At 63.6% G+C, this 19,382-nt stretch carries 16 protein-coding genes and 1 tRNA gene; 6 read left to right on the forward strand and 11 right to left on the reverse strand.

The features are described 5' to 3' along the window. The first annotated feature begins 612 nt into the window (after nt 1-612). The 3 genes from AB0H81_RS06665 to AB0H81_RS06675 all read left to right on the forward strand — a co-directional run bounded on the left by AB0H81_RS06665 (nt 613) and on the right by AB0H81_RS06675 (nt 3,128). Nucleotides 613-685, forward strand: a tRNA-Arg gene (locus AB0H81_RS06665). 671 nt (nt 686-1,356) lie between these two features. Then, the gene (locus AB0H81_RS06670) at nt 1,357-1,830 is read left to right on the forward strand and encodes a hypothetical protein (protein WP_358370179.1); all 474 of its coding nucleotides are present in this window, start codon (nt 1,357-1,359) and stop codon (nt 1,828-1,830) included. Nucleotides 1,831-2,093: 263 nt separating this feature from the next. Then, nucleotides 2,094-3,128, forward strand: a complete 1,035-nt coding sequence (locus AB0H81_RS06675) for a hypothetical protein (protein ID WP_358370182.1) — start codon at nt 2,094-2,096, stop codon at nt 3,126-3,128. A gap of 199 nt (nt 3,129-3,327) precedes the next feature. On the opposite strand, the gene AB0H81_RS06680 is transcribed toward AB0H81_RS06675, so the two are convergent. The 6 genes from AB0H81_RS06680 to AB0H81_RS06705 form a co-directional block, all read right to left on the reverse strand. Then, on the reverse strand, nt 3,328-5,304 hold the full coding sequence (locus tag AB0H81_RS06680) for a hypothetical protein (protein ID WP_358370185.1): 1,977 nt from the start codon (nt 5,302-5,304) through the stop codon (nt 3,328-3,330). Beyond that, nucleotides 5,301-6,419 carry a 5'-methylthioadenosine/S-adenosylhomocysteine nucleosidase gene (locus AB0H81_RS06685; RefSeq protein WP_358370188.1) on the reverse strand — a complete coding sequence of 373 codons (1,119 nt, stop codon included), beginning with the start codon at nt 6,417-6,419 and terminating at the stop codon, nt 5,301-5,303. The genes AB0H81_RS06680 and AB0H81_RS06685 overlap by 4 nt, the downstream gene beginning before the upstream one ends. Beyond that, nucleotides 6,416-7,150, reverse strand: a complete 735-nt coding sequence (locus AB0H81_RS06690) for an NUDIX domain-containing protein (RefSeq protein ID WP_358370190.1) — start codon at nt 7,148-7,150, stop codon at nt 6,416-6,418. The genes AB0H81_RS06685 and AB0H81_RS06690 overlap by 4 nt, the downstream gene beginning before the upstream one ends. Before the next feature lie 994 nt (nt 7,151-8,144). After that, nucleotides 8,145-9,311 (reverse strand): hypothetical protein, encoded by a 1,167-nt coding sequence (locus AB0H81_RS06695; RefSeq protein WP_358370193.1) that lies wholly within the window; start codon nt 9,309-9,311, stop codon nt 8,145-8,147. Beyond that, on the reverse strand, nt 9,308-9,787 hold the full coding sequence (locus tag AB0H81_RS06700; protein ID WP_358370196.1) for a DUF4365 domain-containing protein: 480 nt from the start codon (nt 9,785-9,787) through the stop codon (nt 9,308-9,310). Before AB0H81_RS06700 ends, AB0H81_RS06695 begins: the two co-directional genes overlap by 4 nt. A gap of 434 nt (nt 9,788-10,221) precedes the next feature. Continuing rightward, nucleotides 10,222-12,105, reverse strand: coding sequence for a DUF2075 domain-containing protein (locus AB0H81_RS06705; RefSeq protein ID WP_358370199.1), 1,884 nt, complete (start codon nt 12,103-12,105; stop codon nt 10,222-10,224). A gap of 296 nt (nt 12,106-12,401) precedes the next feature. On the opposite strand from AB0H81_RS06705, the gene AB0H81_RS06710 reads away from it, so the two are divergent. From AB0H81_RS06710 to AB0H81_RS06720, 3 genes are read left to right on the forward strand one after another with little or no spacing between them, the layout of a single operon-like run. Beyond that, nucleotides 12,402-13,109, forward strand: coding sequence for an HAD family hydrolase (locus tag AB0H81_RS06710; protein ID WP_358370201.1), 708 nt, complete (start codon nt 12,402-12,404; stop codon nt 13,107-13,109). A 42-nt stretch (nt 13,110-13,151) separates the two neighbouring features. Beyond that, the gene (locus AB0H81_RS06715; protein WP_358370204.1) at nt 13,152-13,442 is read left to right on the forward strand and encodes a hypothetical protein; all 291 of its coding nucleotides are present in this window, start codon (nt 13,152-13,154) and stop codon (nt 13,440-13,442) included. Further along, complete coding sequence (locus tag AB0H81_RS06720; RefSeq protein WP_358370207.1) at nt 13,442-15,478, forward strand: hypothetical protein; 2,037 nt, start codon at nt 13,442-13,444, stop codon at nt 15,476-15,478. The genes AB0H81_RS06715 and AB0H81_RS06720 overlap by 1 nt, the downstream gene beginning before the upstream one ends. A gap of 603 nt (nt 15,479-16,081) precedes the next feature. Here the strand turns inward: AB0H81_RS06720 and AB0H81_RS06725 are convergent. From AB0H81_RS06725 to AB0H81_RS06745, 5 genes are all read right to left on the reverse strand, one after another. Next, nucleotides 16,082-17,449 carry a tyrosine-type recombinase/integrase gene (locus AB0H81_RS06725; protein ID WP_358370209.1) on the reverse strand — a complete coding sequence of 456 codons (1,368 nt, stop codon included), beginning with the start codon at nt 17,447-17,449 and terminating at the stop codon, nt 16,082-16,084. After that, nucleotides 17,446-17,637: a helix-turn-helix domain-containing protein gene (locus tag AB0H81_RS06730; protein WP_253771635.1), complete on the reverse strand. Its 192-nt coding sequence runs from the start codon at nt 17,635-17,637 to the stop codon at nt 17,446-17,448. Before AB0H81_RS06730 ends, AB0H81_RS06725 begins: the two co-directional genes overlap by 4 nt. Next, a complete protein-coding gene (locus AB0H81_RS06735) occupies nt 17,630-18,964 on the reverse strand; it encodes a replication initiator (protein ID WP_358370211.1) in 1,335 nt (444 codons plus the stop codon). Before AB0H81_RS06735 ends, AB0H81_RS06730 begins: the two co-directional genes overlap by 8 nt. Nucleotides 18,965-19,083: 119 nt before the next feature. Next, complete coding sequence (locus AB0H81_RS06740; RefSeq protein WP_358370213.1) at nt 19,084-19,206, reverse strand: hypothetical protein; 123 nt, start codon at nt 19,204-19,206, stop codon at nt 19,084-19,086. Further along, a complete protein-coding gene (locus AB0H81_RS06745; protein ID WP_358370215.1) occupies nt 19,203-19,373 on the reverse strand; it encodes a hypothetical protein in 171 nt (56 codons plus the stop codon). The genes AB0H81_RS06740 and AB0H81_RS06745 overlap by 4 nt, the downstream gene beginning before the upstream one ends. Nucleotides 19,374-19,382: the final 9 nt, after the last annotated feature.

Genomic DNA, 19,382 nt, shown 5'->3' on the forward strand with positions numbered 1-19,382 from the left:
CGCCCGCGCCCCACGCGAGGAACGCCCCACAACACCCAGCTCCGGCGCAGAAGAGACCGGCATGACCTCAGGCGCGCGAGCGACCTCCGCCCGAGAACGAGCACGCTCCCGCATAACAGCAGGCGGCGGAACAACCCGCTCATACCGCCGCTCAGCGCGCGCAGGAGCCGGCATCAGGACCGCCTCGATCGCCACGTCACCGCCGTCAGCAACGGTCCTCAACTCCCGCCGCATCCCGGCGTGCTCGTACCCGGTGAGCTCCCCGGCCAGCAACCCACCCGCCAAGATCACCGGCGCCACCAACGCCGCCCCCAACACCACGGGCCGTCGATGCACGTCCTGCCGCCGCCTTCTGGTCACCCGCCCGACGTTAGCCAGCCCCGCAGCCGCCCGACCCGATCACCGCCATCCCTTTACGCCCCCTCACACCACCCATGACCCCACCCGCCCACCAGGCCCGCGACCTCGCAGTGAAGCAGGCCCCCCACGACAGCAACCCCGGACCAACCCGCTGAGACAGCACCGGCTCCCACAACGCATGCTCACGCCCCCAAAGTCGCCCGCCCCCATGGCCCACACAGTGCCGGACTTTCGCTAGGCTTACGGGAGTCCGCCTCCGTAGCTCAGGGGATAGAGCACCGCTCTCCTAAAGCGGGTGCCGCAGGTTCGAATCCTGCCGGGGGCACTCTTCTCCACCAGCCATATCGGCGCCTGACCTGCGATTTCTCGATCGCCGGTCTTTTGCTTGCCGAGCCCACCGGAGGCGGCCGAGGGCATCCGTATGCAGCCATCGGACCATGATCACGGGATATACACGGGATGATCTTGGCGGTGTTACCCGAGGTCAGTTAGAGATTCGTTGAGGCACTGTCGCAGCAGCGATGATCGTCTTTAGGGTGAAGCCGTGCAGCTCTCCATCCTCTTCGACCTCGACAGAACGCTCATCGACCTCGATGCGGCGTTGCTGCGACGGCCACAGAGCTCACCTTTTCGCCAGCGTCCGCGAACGCTACACGCCGGCCAAGCCGGTTGATGAACTCTTGATCGGAGGCGTATGCCTACCTCGCACAGGGAACCTGACCGGGCCAAGAACGTCATGCTGACCGTGTGATCACCAGCATCATCGATGCAATGGCCATCCTGCGATCAGTACTCACGAGAACCTGATCGTGCCGGACTTGCAAGCATCGCAACGCGTACGTCTAGATTCTCCGAGAAGTGCAGCTGCTGGACTTCATCGTGATCGACCGGCGAACATGCCGGCTTTGCCGTCAGCCTGCCGAAGCCCCCGTTGATTACGCTTGAGAGAAGAGAGCCAACATGAGCGAGGCCCTTGCTGGCTTAATAGGAGTCCTGGTGGGCTCCATCATCACGGCAATCGTGACAATCTACGCGGAACGCCAGAAGGGCAAGCGCGAGGCAGCGCAAAGCGATCGACAGTACGAGCGCGACCTCCGGCTGGCACGCGACACCTTCCAGCGGGACAGCATCCTCACCCTTCAGACCGCAGTAGCCGACCTGATCAAAGCCGCGTACGAGGAGCTCGACAGGGCCATCGCCATCGCGAAAGAGATGGGGCAGTGGCCTGCTCGGCACTGGGAGACGCCAACAGCCGTCGGATGGTCCACGGCCTTGCTGCTACTGAAGTCATCCCGGGCTCGGGTCTTCAATGAAGAGATCCGGTCGCTGGCCATGGAGCTTCAGGAAGCAGCCGGGGACTCAATCTGGGCCAAGAGTCTCGATGAGGCGGAACAGCACAGCAAGCGCCTCGAACCACTGCTGGATCGCTTCAATGATGCGATCGCACGAACGCTACCTTCGCTCTACTGACGTCGCCGTAGCCATCGCCGGAGGAGTCGGCAAGGCAGGCGCCGGTCCATGGACATCGCCGGGGAGCCCCGTGAGCGACGCACGGCATCAGTAACACGTTCGCGCATCCTTCCGAAGAAAGCCGTGTAACTACTGAGATGCCTGCCAACAGGCACGATGCGAAGGAAACGGCAGTGGGCTTCTCGTTCAAACTCATGCCAGGAGTGCGGCTCAGGGTCAGCAGCCGCGGGCTGAGAGCCGGAATTGGACCTAGCTTCGCGCGCATGCACGTGGGCGCTGGTCGTACCGGATTGTCCTCCTCGGTAGGGCCCGTCGGCTTCTACACGAGCCTGGGCGGCGGACGGCGCCGGTCTTCGACCGGACGCCGCGCCACAGCCGGCAGCCTGCAACGACAGATCGCTCAAGCTCAACGCGCCGCTGCCCAGGCGGAAAAGGCCGCCGAGGCGGAGAGGCTGGCAGACGCCTTTTCGCAGATCCTCAACCTGCACCGAGCCGAGTTTCCGCCCGCACAACCGCCAGTCGCTCCAGCGGTCCCACAGCCGACTCTCGGGGCATTCCTTGCCCCTCGCGAACAGGAGGCGCTGGCGGGCATCGGCGTGTTCCAGCGCAAGGCGCGCACCGAGGCCAGGCAGCGAGCGCGACAGGCCGCTGAGGCCGACATGCAGCGTTGGTGGATCCAGGCCAATGACGAGCGCGACAGGTACCAGTGGGAACTCAACCAGCAATGGCACCGCCTGTGCGGGAACGATCCGGAGATGGTTCTGCCGGTCCTGGCGGAGGCCTTCGAGGACAATGAGGCACCTGCTGTACCCGTGGCCCTGAATGGGTCCGAAGTGTCACTTGTGATCCTGGCACCAGGTCCAGACTTCGTACCCGAACGGTTCCCAACCCGTACTCCCGCGGGCAACATCTCCCTCAAGAAACTCACCAAGACTGACCGCGCGAGCTACTACGCATTGACGTTGTGCGGCTACCTCCTAGTCACCCTCCGCGAGGCGTTCGCCGTTGCCCCTGGCCTCAGCGCCGCGCGTACGGTCGTCCTGCGCACGAATCGAGTCGACGCTTACGGCAGGGTTCAGGTGGACTGCATGCTCGCCGGGCGGTTCGATCGACGGGCGTTCCACGGCATCCAATGGGACTCAGCCAACGCGGCCACCGTGGTCAACGACACAGCCAGCAACCTGCTGTTCAACCAGAAAGGAGCAGCAAAAGAGCCGTTCCCGCTCGATCTACGCGCCGAACCAGAATTGCAGGCCCTGGTAAACGCAGTCGACTTGACAGAACTCACCGCTCGATAGCTGGAAATGCCACCTCGACTAGCCGATGACCAAACGGCACAGCACTTATTCCCGGCGAAGGCGCAGCAGGCGATCGGAGCTCACGCCGGGAATCGTGGCCATCGGTTACCGCAAGGCATGGCCGAAGCACTTGCCCTTCTCCGGCGTAATAGCTAAAACCCTGCGGTGCGGCGAGGAAACTGCACACGCGTACGTGATCTCACTCATCGGGGTCGCTTAGGGCTCCCGAGAGGTTACCTGTACGCACCTCCTGTTGTTCGACCCATCCCTTTCCTTCAGCTGCGATTCCTTCCAGAACGTGAAGGGTGTGAGGAAGGCCTGCGGCGTCCAACGACGCCTCGGACACCGCGCCGGGGTGCTCTCCTTGCTGTAGCTCCTCCATGCCCGAGCTCACGTCAACGCTGATCTCATCGCCATTGACGAGTGTGAGCTTGAAGGTACGGTCATTGTTGTCCGCGTGGCTAACCCATACGGAGGCGACCGCTTCGAAGCGGTAGTTGAGCCGCTGCCGGTCATGGAAGGTGCCCTTTAGAAAGTCAAGCTTGACGGTGAGCTGGCGTACGCCTTCCTGGGTGATGAGGAAGACCAAGAGCCGGTACCTCTTGTAGCGCCACGGGCCGCCACGAAGTCGTGCGCGTTCGCTTGAGCTGGCGGGAGCCTCGATGAACGCGTGGGCGATCACACCACTCATGGTCAGCCTGTAGTGCCGCAACACCTCCTCAAGGAGTACCTTCCGGTCGCAGTCGAGCCAGGTGGCCATCTCCTCGTCACGAGGCTTGTCCGCCAGTCTCTCGCGCCACCGGTCCAGGGCTTCCATGTCGGTCTCCAAGGTCCGGCGGCTTTCGGTGTCGTCTGCGGCATACCGGCGGCGCTCCAGAACGATATGTAGCCACGCGCGGGCGCTGATCCCTCCGGAGACCAGCAGGAGGAGAATCGCGCCGATCGCGCGCAGAGGCTCGACGGGCACGGCGCCAACCGCGGCCCATCCGCCTCCAGTCGCCAGGGTGAGGAGGCCGAGTATCGCCAGCGCTTTCGTCCGCCCAGGGGTCGCGAGCTCCTCACGGTAGCTCCACAGCGTGCCTTTCCTGCGGCGCCTGCTTGCATCGCTTGCGCGATGCCGAATAAGCCAGGCGATCTTCTCGACTCCGACCCGCCTCCCTCCGTAGACGGTTGCGATCTCATCGCGCAGACTTCGGCGGATCCCCTTTGTCTCAGCCTCCCACTTGCCACGGTCCACGCCTGGTGGAAGGTACTTGGCGAAGTAGTGATTGATCCGGTGCTCGGCCTGCTTAGCGAAGTTTCCGATCTCGACCTTTGTCTTGGGCGCCAGATATTCCCTGTCTTTGGCCCGGCGACGTACGACGCGGAAGCGCCAGTCGCTGGCATTCGACACACCGGCATAGGCGCCGGTGATGCTCAGCAGGTATGTGAGCATCAGGAGAAAGCGTCCGTTCTGCAGGATCAGGTAGCCGAGGTAGGTTGCAGCCATGGCCAGCACAGCGGTGGCCGTTACGGCTTGCGCCCACATGCCTAAAGGCGTGTCGGGTGGTAGCGGCTCCAGTCGCAAGGGCACCGCCGGCGATGGATGGAAGAACTTCCAGATGCGATCCTTCCGTCCGTCGGCCATCTGATCCGTCTTGGCCTTCCTCAGCGCGCGGCGCCACAGATGGTCCTCGATCGGGCCGTCGAGGTACAGCTCCAAGTGCTCGAGGATCAGGCTGCGTTGCGGTTCACGGAGCGCATCGAGATCTTTGACCACGACACGAATGTCCTCTTCGGCCTTACCCGCCGACTCCAGGAGTCGGTCAATGATGCGTACGCCGTCCCGCCACGCATCCTCACCCGCGAGCCGCATGATGGCATGTCTGTCTCGCAACTGAACGGTCTCGTCCTTGCTCAGCTCATGTCGCGTCCGGCGGCTCACCATGGCGAGCAACCAGTAGAAATGGACCTCGTTGGTGGCGTAGCCGACCATGGCCTCGTTGATGAGTTGCCGGGCCGGCCCTGACATACGGCCTTTCAGGAAAAGAACACCTTTGCGGAACTTGGTCTCGGGCGAGTCCTGCGGGTCTCTCTCGTAGATGTTGACGTTGTGCACTGTCGCTGTCGCCGCCTGCACTCCGACGTAGGCGGAGCCTGTGGCCACGTTGTCGCCGCTGCGCCCTGGGTCGGTCATGACAGGGACTGGGCTAGGGCGATGATGGCGGTCAGCTCCACCGCCAGGTCGGCCACGTCGCCGACGAGCCCCCGTAGCTTCTTGAGCGCCAGCGTCAGCGTGTTCTTCCGGTCCGGCGTCTTTGTCTCCAGCGCCTGGTCGGCCGCGCCGAGTTCCGCCTCTGCCGCCTTGTAGGTCGCCTCATCCAGATGTCCGTCGGCCCACGCCTGCCACAGCCGAGTACGGAAGCCGGTCAGCGCCTCAGGAAGGCTGGTCGGTCGGGACGTCTCAGGGGTGATCCAGACGCCGCCGTGCACGGTGCCTGCCTGCACTCCCACGCGGGCGTTTCCCGTCGCGATGTTCCTGGTCGTCTCGGGCATGGCGGAACTCCTTGTCGTGAGTTCTTCGGTGGACAACTCCTCGGCCAGAGCCGCGGCGAACGTCGCCGCGTTGACGACGGCTCGCTGCTGCCACTGTTCTCGGTCTGTTGCTTCCTTGGTGCCGTCGGCCCGGTCGCTGATTCCCCGGACCACGACTACGGGCAGCGCCCTGTTCAGATGCCCGGCCAGTGCTACGCCGGCGCCTTCCATCTCGATCGCCCGTGCGTCGTTGTAGTTGTCGCGAATCCAGCGGGCATGTGCGGAAAGCCGGGAGTTCAGGACCACCTCCCCCGCGGCTATCGGCCCAAAGTGCACATTCGGGCGGGGGTCGAGATCCTTGGCCCAGGAGCCGGTGCGGTGCAAATGCTGAGCGATCTGATCGGCGGCATGCGAGGTCTCCCAGACACGGGGACGGCTCTTGAAGCCGTCGTCCTCGCTGGTGCCGCCATGGAACGCGTAGACGTGCGTGGCCACCACGACATCGCCGAGAGCGATGTGCGTGTGCAACGCGCCGGCCACTCCCACAAAGAGGAGTGCGGCCGGTTGGAACTCGGCAATGGCACGTTCGGCCAGCACCGCCGCGGAGAGGTTGCCTTTGCCGACGTGCGCCAGGACCACGTGACACTGCCCATTCGCCAGCCGGCCCACCTCGAAGCGGGTGCCTTGGGGGTGCCGGTGCAGGCGCAGGCCGACCAGTTTCTCTCGGACCGCCTGGTATTCCAGGTCTAGTGCGGTGAGGATTACGACTGGGCTCACTGCTCCGGCTCCTTTCCGTTCGACGCGTCGACAGGACGGATCATCGGGGGGTATAGGACCTCGCGAGGGCCGGCTCTGAACAGCCGAGCTGGTCGTCCGGTCGCTGCCTTCCGCGCCGAACCGGCCGGGATGATGAATCCGTCGGTTTTCTGGATCTTGCGGTAGAAGTTCCGGGGATCGAGCGGGATCCCCCACACCGCCTCGTACACGCTCTGGAGATCGGTGATCGTGAACGTCTGCCCACAGAAGGCTGTTGCGAGTGCGGAGTGTTCGAGCTTGACGCGGGCGCGTTCGACACCGTCCGTGACGATGCGCCGATGATCGAAGGCGAGGTCCAGCTCACCGGAGAGCACCCGGTCGGTGGGTTGCCACCCTGCATCAGCAGCATCGGTCCCGGCGGTTGGTTCAGGCAGCCGGGGCGCGATAGCCAAAAAGGCGACGCTTACCACCCGGCCGCGGGGATCACGACCAGGGTCGTCGTAGACGCCGAGCTGCTCGAGCTGAAGAGCCTCGACATCCAAGTCGGCCTCCTCGGCCAGTTCTCGGTGAGCCGCGGCGACGAGACTCTCTCCCGAGTGCTGCAGAAAACCACCCGGCAGCGCGTGGGCTCCCATGTACGGCTCGATGCCGCGCTCGACGAGCAAGACGTGCAGGCGCGATTCACGCATGGTGAGGATCACCAGGTCTACGGCGAGCAGTACGGCGGGCGGTTCCCATTGGTCGTCGATCACGGCCCGACTCTATGTTTTTGTCAGACTGACAAAAAGTAGCGTCGTGGTTAGCTCTTGCCATCCACGGCGATGCGGAAGGCTGTCGTGCTTCTCCGATGACCCCGAGGTCGCCCGCTTCGCGCCCCGGCTCGCGCAACGCCTTCTGGCAGGCATCCTCGAAGGCCTTGAGGGAGCCGTCGTCCCATGGTGCGCTCGCCTGCTGCTGTTCTCGATCATCTCGCCGTGCCGTTCAGAACGGAGCCGCAGATTCCTTCTCAGCCAGTCCGCGCCCCCACCCTCGTCACAAGATTCGGTGACTTAGTTCGACACTTGCTGTACTTCCTGCTCAGCATCGCGCACGGCTACCCCGAGACCCGCCCAGCCCGGCATGCCGACGCCGGCCGCGGGATCGCCGGATGCCAACCGCCTTAAGTGTCGTCAAGCGACTACCCCAGCTGATTGGGCACTTCCTGAACGAAAGCCCGCCATTCACCGACGCGTACGCCCTGACGCTGCAACGTGAGTTGGAGGGTCCGCTTCAGCGGATGAGGCGACTGCATGATTGCCTCATTTCGCAGCGCCAGACGGGTGAGCTGGCCTTGCGTGGGCGGCTGATTGCTTTTCTGCCCATTACATAACCAATGCACAGGGGCGAGGTAGCGGCTGCCAAGCGTGCGGAACGCGGCGCATTTCACGATCTATACCTGGCATGACACCGTACTGACGCCAACCTGAGAACTGCTGCCGCCAGGCCGAATACTTACCGCACATCGAGAGGCTTGGCAGAGTGCTCTACCGCGTAGGCATCGTCGTAGCCCGATCGGAAGATTGCGAGCGCTGCCGAGACGCAAAGGCCGCTCAGGTAGGAGTGAGAGGCGTTGGCTGGCCGGGCCCCATCTGGGCAGCGCCGTCAACGTGCCAAACGTGAGGAGATTGGAGCAGAACCAGGGTGAAGCCGCCCCCTATCATGCGCTGGGCGCGCAGAGAAACTTCGCTCTGCACCTGTGGGGCGCTCCTAAGCCGAGCGAGGCACTGCGTTCATCTCGAGCGGAAGGTAATCATCGACCCTGAAGAGGTGCACCTTAGGCATGGATAGCGTCCCAGCACCACTTTTCACCATGGGTCCGGTCGCTATGACGCGGAGCTTGAGGTCGTGAGCTTCCACCGCTGTGTGGTAGGCGTCTCCGCGTAGAACTATTTTGACAGGTCGGATCCTGTGACCCACAAGCGCCTTCACTTTGACGACGCCTTCTTCGTCGTCGGGATCACGATCAAGAGAACTGACGAAGCCGTAGATCACAGCATCCTCCAATTGGACCTGATCGCGGAGAATATGGCCGATCTCTCTAATCGCTCCTGCCGCTTCCTGCGGAAACTCGATAGTGTCACCGCCAGCGCGAGGCGGAGCTGCCGTCAGAGCCCATTGGAAGGTGATGTCCAGGTCACTGGCGTTCGGCGCAGACACCATTGCGGCCAAGGAGGCGCACGCATCGGCGGACAAGCCGGCTACCACGGCACGGTTCAGATCCTCCTTCGGAGGTATCCGTTCTCGAACGACCGCCAACTCGTGAATCTCTCGGAGAACATCGGCCATGATGCCCGTCACTCGGCGTGGAAAGTAGTTGAGCTCCGATTGAACGTCAATCAGCGGTTCCTGCTCACCCTCGATGATCACCGGTTTCATGACACCGATCGGGCTTAAGATGGGGATGACGAAGCTGCCCTCCCTGGTGTGTCCCATGCCCACGAAATCGGCATACTCACGAGCCCTCAATGGCTGTGAGCGGCCGTGATAGGAGCGGCGGTGGATGGCTGAACAGGCATTGGCGACGGCGAACGCTCGAGCACCTTCCAGTAGCCTGGCAGCTTCCGAGAGCGGGACGCGAGAACGATCTTCATCGAACTCCAAATCGATGACATCGTCTTCGATATAGCGGAGCTCGGTGGCGACATCGTCGATCCCAGAACCGCGCTCGCCAGCAATATCCTCAATGAAGTTCTTGATCCTCCGCGCGTAATCAGAAGCTTGGCGATTAAGCGGAATAAGGACTTCCCATGAATCTCTTCCCCATAACTCCATACGCGGAAGCGGCTTTCCTTGGAAGTGCCACGAGTTCGCTCGTAAATAGGCGCGCAGGCCCGCTGGAGTTACTTCTGAAGCGAGCGTATCTATATTGATCACGATCCGCCCCTTGCCTTGCGCATGAGTTGGTCCAGCGACGCGACCGTCAATCGGTTAGCCCGGGCCACCTGGACAGACTTGGTCGCTTTGTTGTTCGTTGGTTCGAGTGTCGACATACTGGCGTAATAGCCACACCGCCTTAGCTGCAGCCCATCAGCGCTGCAGCTGACCCAATCCACTTTGAGCGGGGGCACTTCCACAACAAAGAGATAGGCTGGGACGTTTCTTCCGGGGTCACTCAGAAGATTGTAGGTACGTGCGTCAAGAGGATAGGCGATATGGTCGCCTATCGCTTCCGGTTCATTTGTGCACTTCATCTGCACATCTACACGCAAAGCTCGATCGCGCAATTCCAGGTCAACCCCGAAGTGGTCAACGTGGACCACCGTCACAGCGTATCCGGCGGCGTAGGCCAGCGCTTCTACATAAGCGACGCTGAACCATTCCTTACATGCAGAAATGTCCAAGTTGCCCACATTGGTACGCTACCGCGGTCGGAATGAGAAGTCATTCCATGCAACATGATCGTGATCATACTCACATTACTGCATTCGTCAAAACGTCATATCTAGATGACCCAAACCCGGCTTCCGCAGCCTGAGCCTGAAGGACTCGTTCCCCGGGGCAGCTGATTGCGGCTCCGAACCCTCGTATCAGGACAGCGTGTTCGGTGAATGGGCTTAGGCATGACGAAGTATCACGGCGCTGGGATGCTTCAATGCAGGTGCTAGCGGCCCCACTGGCCAACCAGTTGGAGGTGGCCGGACGGGTTGCCAGGCTGCGCTTCTCAGGTGTAGCGAGTGACGCGGTTCTGATATCCTGACCTGGTGTTTCGTGCGGCCGGTCGTATCGGGCGGTTCAGGGCTACGGGACGTGGGCAGATGCGTCCCCCGCAATCCGCAGGTGGCCCTTATACGCGTGGCTCCAGCAGCTTCCCAAGGAATTCCTGCGTCGCCGGATCGGCCGAGTACACTGCGGTGCCCATCATGCCGCGGGTCAGCAGCACCTTGTAGGTGTTGCGGATCAGCCGGTCCGCTTGTTCATCACTGACTCCCTTCCGCACCAATGCCGGGTCTTTGCTGGCGCTGCGGACAGTAACCAGCCTGCCATCTCGATAGACCAGATCCGGGCCGAAGATGACGCCGTTCCAGTCGTACTCGAAGCCCTGGGCGGTGTAGACGCACCCCACCTGCTCGAACCCGCCGGGTACGGTGGCCCACAGAGCGCTGGCCGGAGCGTTTCCCACAGCCCTGTCACCCTTGACGTTCCACGGCCGCGCCCAGTCGCCGACCCGCACATCTGCGACCAAGCTGTCGTCCCCGTTCGGGGCACTCCAGGGCCAGCAGAACCCCGCCGTCATCCGTGCCGAGTATCCCGCGTCCAGCCGGCTCCTCAGCAGAGCTTCCAGCTCGTGGGGCGACTCGGCGAGGGAAACGGTGAAGTGGTCGTCATCCGACCATGCCTCCGGAGCGTCGCCGTCCAGGCCCAGCAGCCGCAGCACCCACTCCTCGTACTTGCGGCTCCCGCCGCAACGGAACTGCGCGTCCAGATCGACCTGGTGTACGGCGAGGCCGAGAGAATGGGCGTGGGCAGTGATGTCAGCGACCCGTCCCATCTCGCCCGGCCGTACCACCTGATGCTCGTCCAGCAGGAACACCGGCACCCTCGCCGCGGCAATCAGTTCGTCCAATTGTGGCCGGCCTGTCCGATCGGTCGACTTGGTGAACCGGTTGGCCGAGGTCTCGCGGATGCGGTGGGCCTCGTCACAGATCAGCACATCCAGTTCATTGGGATTGGCGGTCATGAAGTTGTTGAAGTACTTGAACATCGCCTTCATCCGGGTCGACCCCTTGGCAACGACGCGCCTCATCGTCTCGGTGAAGGAGCGCGAACCGGTCGCATGCAGAGCGGAGTAGCCGCGGTCGGACAGTTCGCCCAGCAGGGACAGTGCGATGACGCTCTTGCCAGAGCCGGGGCCTCCCGTGATGATCACCACCTGCTTCGAGTTGCCCGCCCGTGCCTTCTCCACCGCGTGCAGCACCATCTCGTAGGCGAGGCGCTGCTCGGCCAGCAGGCGGAACTGATCGCGGTTCTTGATCTCACCCGCGGCGACCTTCAGCAGTTGCTTGGACGGGCGGATGGCGCTGGAGAGCAGGCGATCGGCCGCCGCAGCCCCGGACTCGGGGGCGAACTGGGCCTTGAGGTAGTCGACGAACTGACCCCGACGGGTCTTGCTGAAGAGCCGGGTGCGCTCGTCTTCGACGTGATCGTAGAGATCGTGAATGTCCGGATCGCTGGCGTTGTGCAGGTAAGCGACCCCGCGCACCGCGTTCTGGTGTTGGTCCAGGGCTCCGGCGAAATCGGCCAGGTATTCGCAGTAGCCCCGCACCTGCAAGACCGGGTGAAGCTTGGGCCGGTTCCCCATGCCAGACACCAGAACCATGTTGGCGTCGTCCTCGTACAGCTCGGCCTGGCTCCACTGCTTGAGCTCGACGATGAGGTAGGAGTCCGCTCCGGTCCGCCTATCACGTCCGGCGAGGATGACGTCCGCCCGCTTGCTGGTTAACGGGAGTTGGTACTCGATGAGCATCTCGACGCCACCCAGGCCGGCTTCGACCAGGTCCCGGGCCAGAATCGGGATGCTCCGATCCCAAGACTTGCGTTCGCTCCTGCCTGGATTGATCCCTTGGGTGGCGCGCAGGTAGTCGGCGATCACATCACTGAGGACGCGCTCGGGCACCGACTCGGACACCAGCTGGACCAGACTTTCCGCCGAATGCCGGAAAACGGCCACGGATCTACCCCCAGGCAGCACGAAAGACTCGTGCGGTATGGGGGCGTGTCCGCCATCAGAGCGGAAGCCCGTCGGGCCGCATCACCGATACGTCCTGAAGATTACCGGGATCTTCGCTTAATCCAGCCCCTATCAGCCAATCAAGTGCGTGGAACAGCCCCCGGGTCGTCACCTGTACGCGACCGGAGGATCCTGATCGCTCGATATAGCCCGATGACTTGGCGGGCACCCCTGATGGGACATATCGGGTCAGGGACTGCCGGTGCCAGCGAGATGCTCACATCTAGGGTGGCCTCGTGCAGCGCCTCGCCCTCTTCGACCTTGACAGGACTCTCATTGACCTCGACGCCGCGTTCTTCCGCTGGGCAGAGGAGTTCGCCAAGCATTGGCGGTTGGGACCTGAGGGCGTGGCCTGGCTCGTCTCTCTGGATCAAGACGGGTACCCGCATCGAGAGGTCTTCTTCGGTAAGGTGCGCGAGCACTTCGCTCTGGCGGAGCCAGTCGATGAGCTGTGGGCGGCCTACCGCCGGCGTATGCCTCACCTCGTGCGGTGCTACCCCGGTGTTTTGCCAGGTCTCGCCGAGTTGCGCGCCGAAGGGTGGCGAGTCGGCATCGTCACGAACGGCATGGCCGACAACCAGCTCGGAAAGCTTCGGCGGACCGGTCTTGCTGACGCAGTCGATGGCTATGCGGTGTCCGGAGTCGAGGGCATCCGCAAGCCACAAGCCCGCCTCTTCCACATAGCTGCTGAGCGGTGCGGGGCCAGCCTCGCCCAGGGCGGCTGGATGGTCGGTGACAACCATCTCAGACATGGAAGGCGCCCGCACGGCCGGTCTACGTGCGATATGGATCGACAGAGGAAGGCATCGACCACGTGGTCGCCAACGTCATCGAGGCAATCGCGATCCTGTGTGATACGCAGTAGTCGAAACACTCGCTGCCCCTTATGCCGCTTCTGTCGTTCCCCTCGACGCAAGCGAAGGCTCCGCTTATCGTCACATTGATCCCAGGGATAGCCGTCTCGAAGGTCCAGAGGAACCCGGACGATGGCGACACAGGAACAGATCAACGCCGCTCGGCGCACGATCGAGCGATTACGCGACCAGCACGCCAACGACGTGCGCAAGCTCATCGGCCTGCTCGAAAGCGGCGCGATGAAGGGCAAGGCCGCGGACAGGCTCATCGAGGACTGCAAAGGCTGGCAGGCGGCCTACAACAGCGTCTTCAGCCGGGCGCTCGCCCTGATCGACTCCACTCCCATCAGCGCTGAGTCCGGCGCGGCCAACCCCGACCCACTCGCACGACCGCAGTCACATATCCGTGGGATGCCCTATTGATGAGCGCCTCGAACCGGATAGGCATCGACCCGACATTGATGGTCCAGCTGATCGGCGAGATCAAGCGCCTGGAGTCCGCCTGGTCCGAAGTGGACGTGCAGATCAACGGCGCCTTGCGGGCGATCGGCACGAACATGTCCGGGCCGGGCTTGTTGAGGGACGTCGGCTTTCAGATCGCCCAACGCGTCCCCGACTTACAGCGCCGCCTGGACCTCATCATCGCGACCCAGAAAATCGGCCTCGACAAGGGGCTCGTCTGGGCGGACGAGTCCCTCTGGGTGTCACAATCGCCGGCGAGCGGCGCAGCTGCGGCCAAGTCCATAGCCGACCAGCTTCGACAGGCATGGAAAGAGCGCAACTTCAGTGACAAGGCTGTCACCGGCAAGGCGCTCGACCTCTTGGAGAAGCACCAGCGTGATCCCTACTTCGCCGTGGCTTTCGCCAACGAGATGCGCCCCGCTGAGCTCAAAGCGCTTGTAGCCGATCTCTACCGCACCTTGCCCGGCAATCCCCAGAGCCGTGGCTGGAAGGACCTGCCCTCCACCGACGTAGACCGCTTGGTCACGGCGCTGAGCGTGACCTTGGGGACAGCATCACGCGGAGTCGGCGATATGAAGCTGCCCAAGGGCTACACCGACGAGTTGATCGCACCACAGGACGAGGCACTGACCGACTTCGTGGTCAACAGGCTCCTCAGACACGGCAGTTTCGATGACGCCTTCCTGCGCGACTTGGCCAACAAGGTCTACGACAACACGCAGAAGACGCCCGGCGAGCGGCAGCCCATGATCGGGTTTGGTCCTGGCATCGCAGCCGCCCTGGCCCACAACCCCCGGGTCGCGCAGGACTTCTTCAGCGACCCCACGCGCAAGCCGCTGGCCTTCCTGATGCGGGAGAACAGATGGAGCGGCGGCAACCAGGAACTGGGCCGAGCGATCGAGGCCGCGACCACGACTTACCGAGATCATGGCCAACCCCCGGGCAGCTCACGCGGGTATAAGTCCGCCTTGATCGCATCCTGGGCCATCCACTTCTGGTCAGATCCAAGAGCGCAGCGAACTCTTCCCGACACCCGGCGAAGCGCCGCCCGCGTCTTCGCCGCCTACATGAGCGACGTGCATCGGATCTCTCCTGAGACCAAGGAGAACATAGGCGTCACCCCTCTTCCTGACACCGATCCGATTCTCCCGGGCAAACAGCCATACGGCGCCGTGTTCGGTGACGAAGCCGCGAAGAGCGTCATGACCTGGGCGTTCAAGGACGCAGAGGCGCTCAAGACCGTCATGGCGAGCCACGGGAAGTACAGCGTGATGATCCTGGATGCCCAGGCGGCTCGGATCGAGAAGGCGAACGAAGCGATCTTTGACAAGTGGCACAAGAGCCATCCGGATGCGACCAAGGCAGAGATCGACGCTCAGCGACAGAAGATCCTCCGGGACACCATGGCCGGCGCCACCGCGGAAGAGTTCAAAGCCAGAGTTCAGGATCTGAGCAAGTCACTGAAGTTCATTGTCGATGCGGGGAATCTATCGGAGATCAATGCCGCGGACGCACGGGATAAGACCCGCGAGGTGTTGAAGGATGTTGCTGCCAGCACGCTCAAGCTCATGCTCACACCCGGGGGAGATTGGGTTGTGGGGGGATATGAGTACATTGAGGGGAATCTCGGCGACGAGATCAAGTTTGAAGACGGAAAGAAGGCCCGAGACAAGGCGGAGACGACTCTGTTCACGAGCCAGAACATGTTCAGGGATCTAACGGCTGACGCCATGATGCGACACGGCCTTTTCGGAGAGAGCAAAACAGCCGCCACTACACATCCGCATGCGTTGGAGAATTATGCCGAGGGTTCACCGCAGGACTTTATCAAGGATGGAGAGATACTACCTCGCAGCATGATGACTCCACTGCAGGACTACGCGTATCGCGAGTGGCTGAAAATGTCACCCGCCTCAGGCATCTTCCGCGAAATCGACAACGCCGTACAGGACGGATTTCGCCCGTCCCCACCTCCATACCCTGAGGCAGACGAATGAGGGTACGCCCATCGATCCTACTGGCAACCACTGTACTTGCCGTTGCGGCAGCATGTTCGCCGCCGTCTCCCCCACAAGATCGGCGCCCCCTTGGCGCTGTCACCGCATCACCGGGTGAATGCGGTCTGATCTCCAAGCAGGCGATCGCCCGAGCAACCGGCCTAGACGACTTTTATACAAGCGGAACAAATTCGGCATCCCATTTTTCCTATTGCATAGTATCTAAGTCGTCAGACATGAAAGAACCAGTACGGTTGTCGATCGAGCTGCACGACCCTCTCCAGTCTTCGCTAGACGGTCTGGAACGACGCCGGATCGCCGATAAGGGCATTGCCTTACCCAATGGAGTTGGCCCAGGATATAGCGCGGTTATGAGACGTACAGACGGAGAGTCCTGGGGAGCCTACGTTTCCGCGTGGACACCCGACGGCGCCAAGATGCTCTCCATCAGGCTCTACCAGGGAGCGCCAGGGCGGGATCACCAGGCGGACGTCATCGAGTTCGCCAGGCAACTCCGGCCGGTTCTTCTGAATTCTGCGTCTTGACGTAAGCCGGCTATGGAATGGCCCCGGTCTGGCCGGGGCCGAAGCGGATAAAAGTCGACTATGCGTCGTCCAACGCGGCGTTAATCTTGCCGTTGATCTGCTCTTGCTGGCCGTCCATGCACTTCGCGTAGACCCGGAGCAGGACGTCAACGCTGTGACCGGCACGCTTGGCGACCTCCGGGGCCGGCACACCCGCGTTCAGCCAGAGCGATACGGCGGCGTGGCGGAGGTCGTACGGACGAGCGGCCAGGGACAAGGCCACCTGCGCTGGGGTGAGGGCGAGCTTGCGGGCTTCCTGCCAGACGTAGGAGTACGCCGAGCTGGAGTAGGTCCCATCGGTACCGGTGCGGAAGATCCGGCCGTCCTTGGCAGTCCCGTACTCGGCGATGTGCTCGCGGAGCATGGCGACCAATACCGGCGGAATCGGGATCTCCCGCGTCTCCTTGTCCGCGCGGTGCTTCAGGCTGCGCGACTCGTGGGTCTCGCCGGAGTTGGTCCAGCGCTTCGTTGCCTGAGGTCGAGCCCTCTCCAGAACGATCAGGCCCCATCCAGACTCCGGCAAGGTGCAGTTCTTCAACCGCAGATCCGCGGCCTCCTCCGGCCGGAGCGCTGCGTAGTAGATGCAAGCGAACAGCGCCCTCAGCCGAGCACCGCGCTTGCGGCCCACCTTGGGTACAGCGTCGAGTAGCTGCCGCGCCTGGGCGGGGTTGACCACCGTACGAGGATCGACGACCGTCACCGCCTTGGGCACAGTCCACTTGATCCCGTCCAGCGGGTTGCTGCTGAACACCTTTTGCTCCACCGCGTGCTCCAGGAGGTGATGGAGGATGGCGCGCTTGCGGCGCACCGTGTTCGCGCCCGCCGGCGCACCTGTGAAAGTGACCGAGATGGCATCGAGAGCCGTACGAAGAACATGCGCCTCGCCCAGAGCCGACAGCGGGAGGGATGCCCGCTCCAGCCAGTGCAGAGCCGCGGCTTGTGCCGTGGTCAGGCTGGCCCGCCGCTTTTCCGGGAGGAGCGCGTGGATCCGAAGGACGTCCCGGAGCTCCTCGGTGGAGGGACGGCGTGGCGCATCGGACACCAGGGCAGGGATGAGCGTCAGAAGCGCGTACGCATCCGTCTCGCGGGTCCTGGCGGCTGAGGTGCTCCAGCGTCGATGTACGTACGTTTGAGCGAACTCCAGAAACGACGGCCCTGAGGACTGCGGTGCCAGCATCGACACCGGCAGACCGGTGACAACGTCGAACTCCTCCCCCGCCTTGGCCGCCTGCCGCAGGTCAGACATGAAGGCGTTGGCCAGGCCCTTGGTGCGGAAGCTCTTCGACTTCTCCTTGCCGGCCACCCGCCAGCGGGCGACGTAGGTCGGGGTGCCGCGGTTGGAGCGCTGCTGGATCTGGCTGAGTTTCACGTCGTAGGTGGTGTTCACGCGACCTCCCGACGGGAGTCGAGCCAAGCCAGGAGATCGCTCCGCCAGACGCGCAGCTCGTCATTCGGGAGCCGGATGCAGGCAGGTGCACGTCCGAGTTCGCGCCAGCGGTAGAAGGTGCGGCGCGAGACTCCGCCCAGTTCTTCGAGCACCTCGGGAACGGTCAGGAGCTTGTCCTGCCTACTCATCAGAACCACCACCCACGTACGACGGGCTGGTGCCGGTGAGTGCGGCGGCGAGGAGTTGGTCTCCGAGGGACAGGCCCTTTCCGGCGTACTCCCAGTGGGCGATGACGAGCACGGTGTCCTCGTCGAAGAGGGGCAGGCGGCCGGTGGTGATTTCCTCTTTTCGCTGGTGTTCCTCCCGGGCGGCGCGGAGGGCGCCGAGGGTGGTGGAGTAGCGGCGGCTTTTGGTAGAGAAGTGGCCGCGGAAGCCGAGCATGTGGGCCCACTGGGTGAGGCGGAGGTCGGCCAGGTCGTCGAGGGCGCCCAGGCGGAGGCATTCGGCAATGAGGCGACGGGCGTGTTCGCGCAGCGGGTGGAGGGCCAGTTCGTCGAGAGTGTGGATGCGCCGGTCGAGGGTGCCGACACATTCGGCGGCCTTGGTGGCGTACTTGGCGATGTAGGCGGCGACCGCTTGCTCGGTGAGGTCGCCGTTCATGGTGATGGGGCGGATGTCGAGCTGGGTGCCCCAGCGGAAGACGCGGGCGAGCGACTCGACCTCGACGGTGATTGCGCCGGCCGCGTGCTGGACGGCTTGGGTCAGGGCGTCGGCGGTGACCCAGGCTGGAGGTGGCGAGGTAGGTCCGATGGGGCCGTCGAGGCGGATGACGGCGTGGAAGTGGACGACGCCGCGGCGCTGGTATTCGGCGACCTTGGCGAAGGAGATGGTGAGCTGTTCGCGCAGCTCGCGCAGTGTGAGTCCGAAGAGGCGGGCAAAGCGTCGGCGCAGGGCTTCGGTGAAGCGACGCCATAGCTCGGGAGCTACGGCGTTGAACAGCACCGAGCCTTCGTAGTCGTAGCAGTCCGGGCAGAGGGGCTCGCCGAGGTGCGGGTCGTTGGCCGCGTGGCGTGCCGTGCAGGACATGACGTGTCCGTGGGGGCAGGTCTCGGCGTCGCGGCGGGCGTGGCAGGGCAGGACCTTGCCGTTCTTCTCCCGCCGGACGTGCACGGCTCCGAAGGAGGGGGCGGTGAGCGTGACGAACAAGGTCGGGTGTGCGGCGACTGTCTCCGGGACGCCTTTGCCACCGACCAGGCCGGCGCGGACGAGCTGGTAGGTGTCGGCACGGTAGGTCTCGGCGCAGGCGGGGCAGCGGGAGGCGCGGCGGGTCTTGCATGCCACTCGCAGGACGCCGTCCGGTTCGGTGTGGGTGCTGTAGCGGTGGAGGAGCCAGCCGGTTGCGCGGTCGTAGTGTTCGACCTTGCCGCGCAGGTGGATGGGCTGGCGGCAGCCGCCCGTGCGCTTGATCTGGTGGGCCCAGCGGTCGTAGTTCGGGTCGTGGAGCCGGGTGATCATCCCAGCGAGTGCGTGTGGGTGGGGCAAGATGGGTTCCGTCCTATCCAGTGTTCTGGGTGGATGGCCCCCGGCCTGGCGCGGATCTTGGCGGATGTGTGGCCAGGCGGGGGGCGCTACGGCTATGCGCCGTGGTTGTCGATGCCGGTGCCGGTGCAGTCGCGGCAGGTGTCGCGGTCGTCGTCCAAACCGGTGCCGTTGCAGGTGCAGCAGCGGTAGTGGATGACCGTGACGTCGCTGGTCATCGGCTGTGGTCCGTCTCGCGCGGGACGATGCTGACGTAGATGTGGTACTGGCGCGGGCGGTGCCGGTTCGGGTAGGCGCGGGACACCGAGGTGACGGTGAAGATCTCGCGGAGCCGGAACATGCTGTAGGTGATCTCGGGGCGGGTGCCGTCGAGGCGAATCTTCATGGCTGTGAT

The organism is Nonomuraea sp. NPDC050691, assembly GCF_040654455.1.
In the GTDB taxonomy this organism is placed as follows: Bacteria; Actinomycetota; Actinomycetes; order Streptosporangiales; family Streptosporangiaceae; genus Nonomuraea.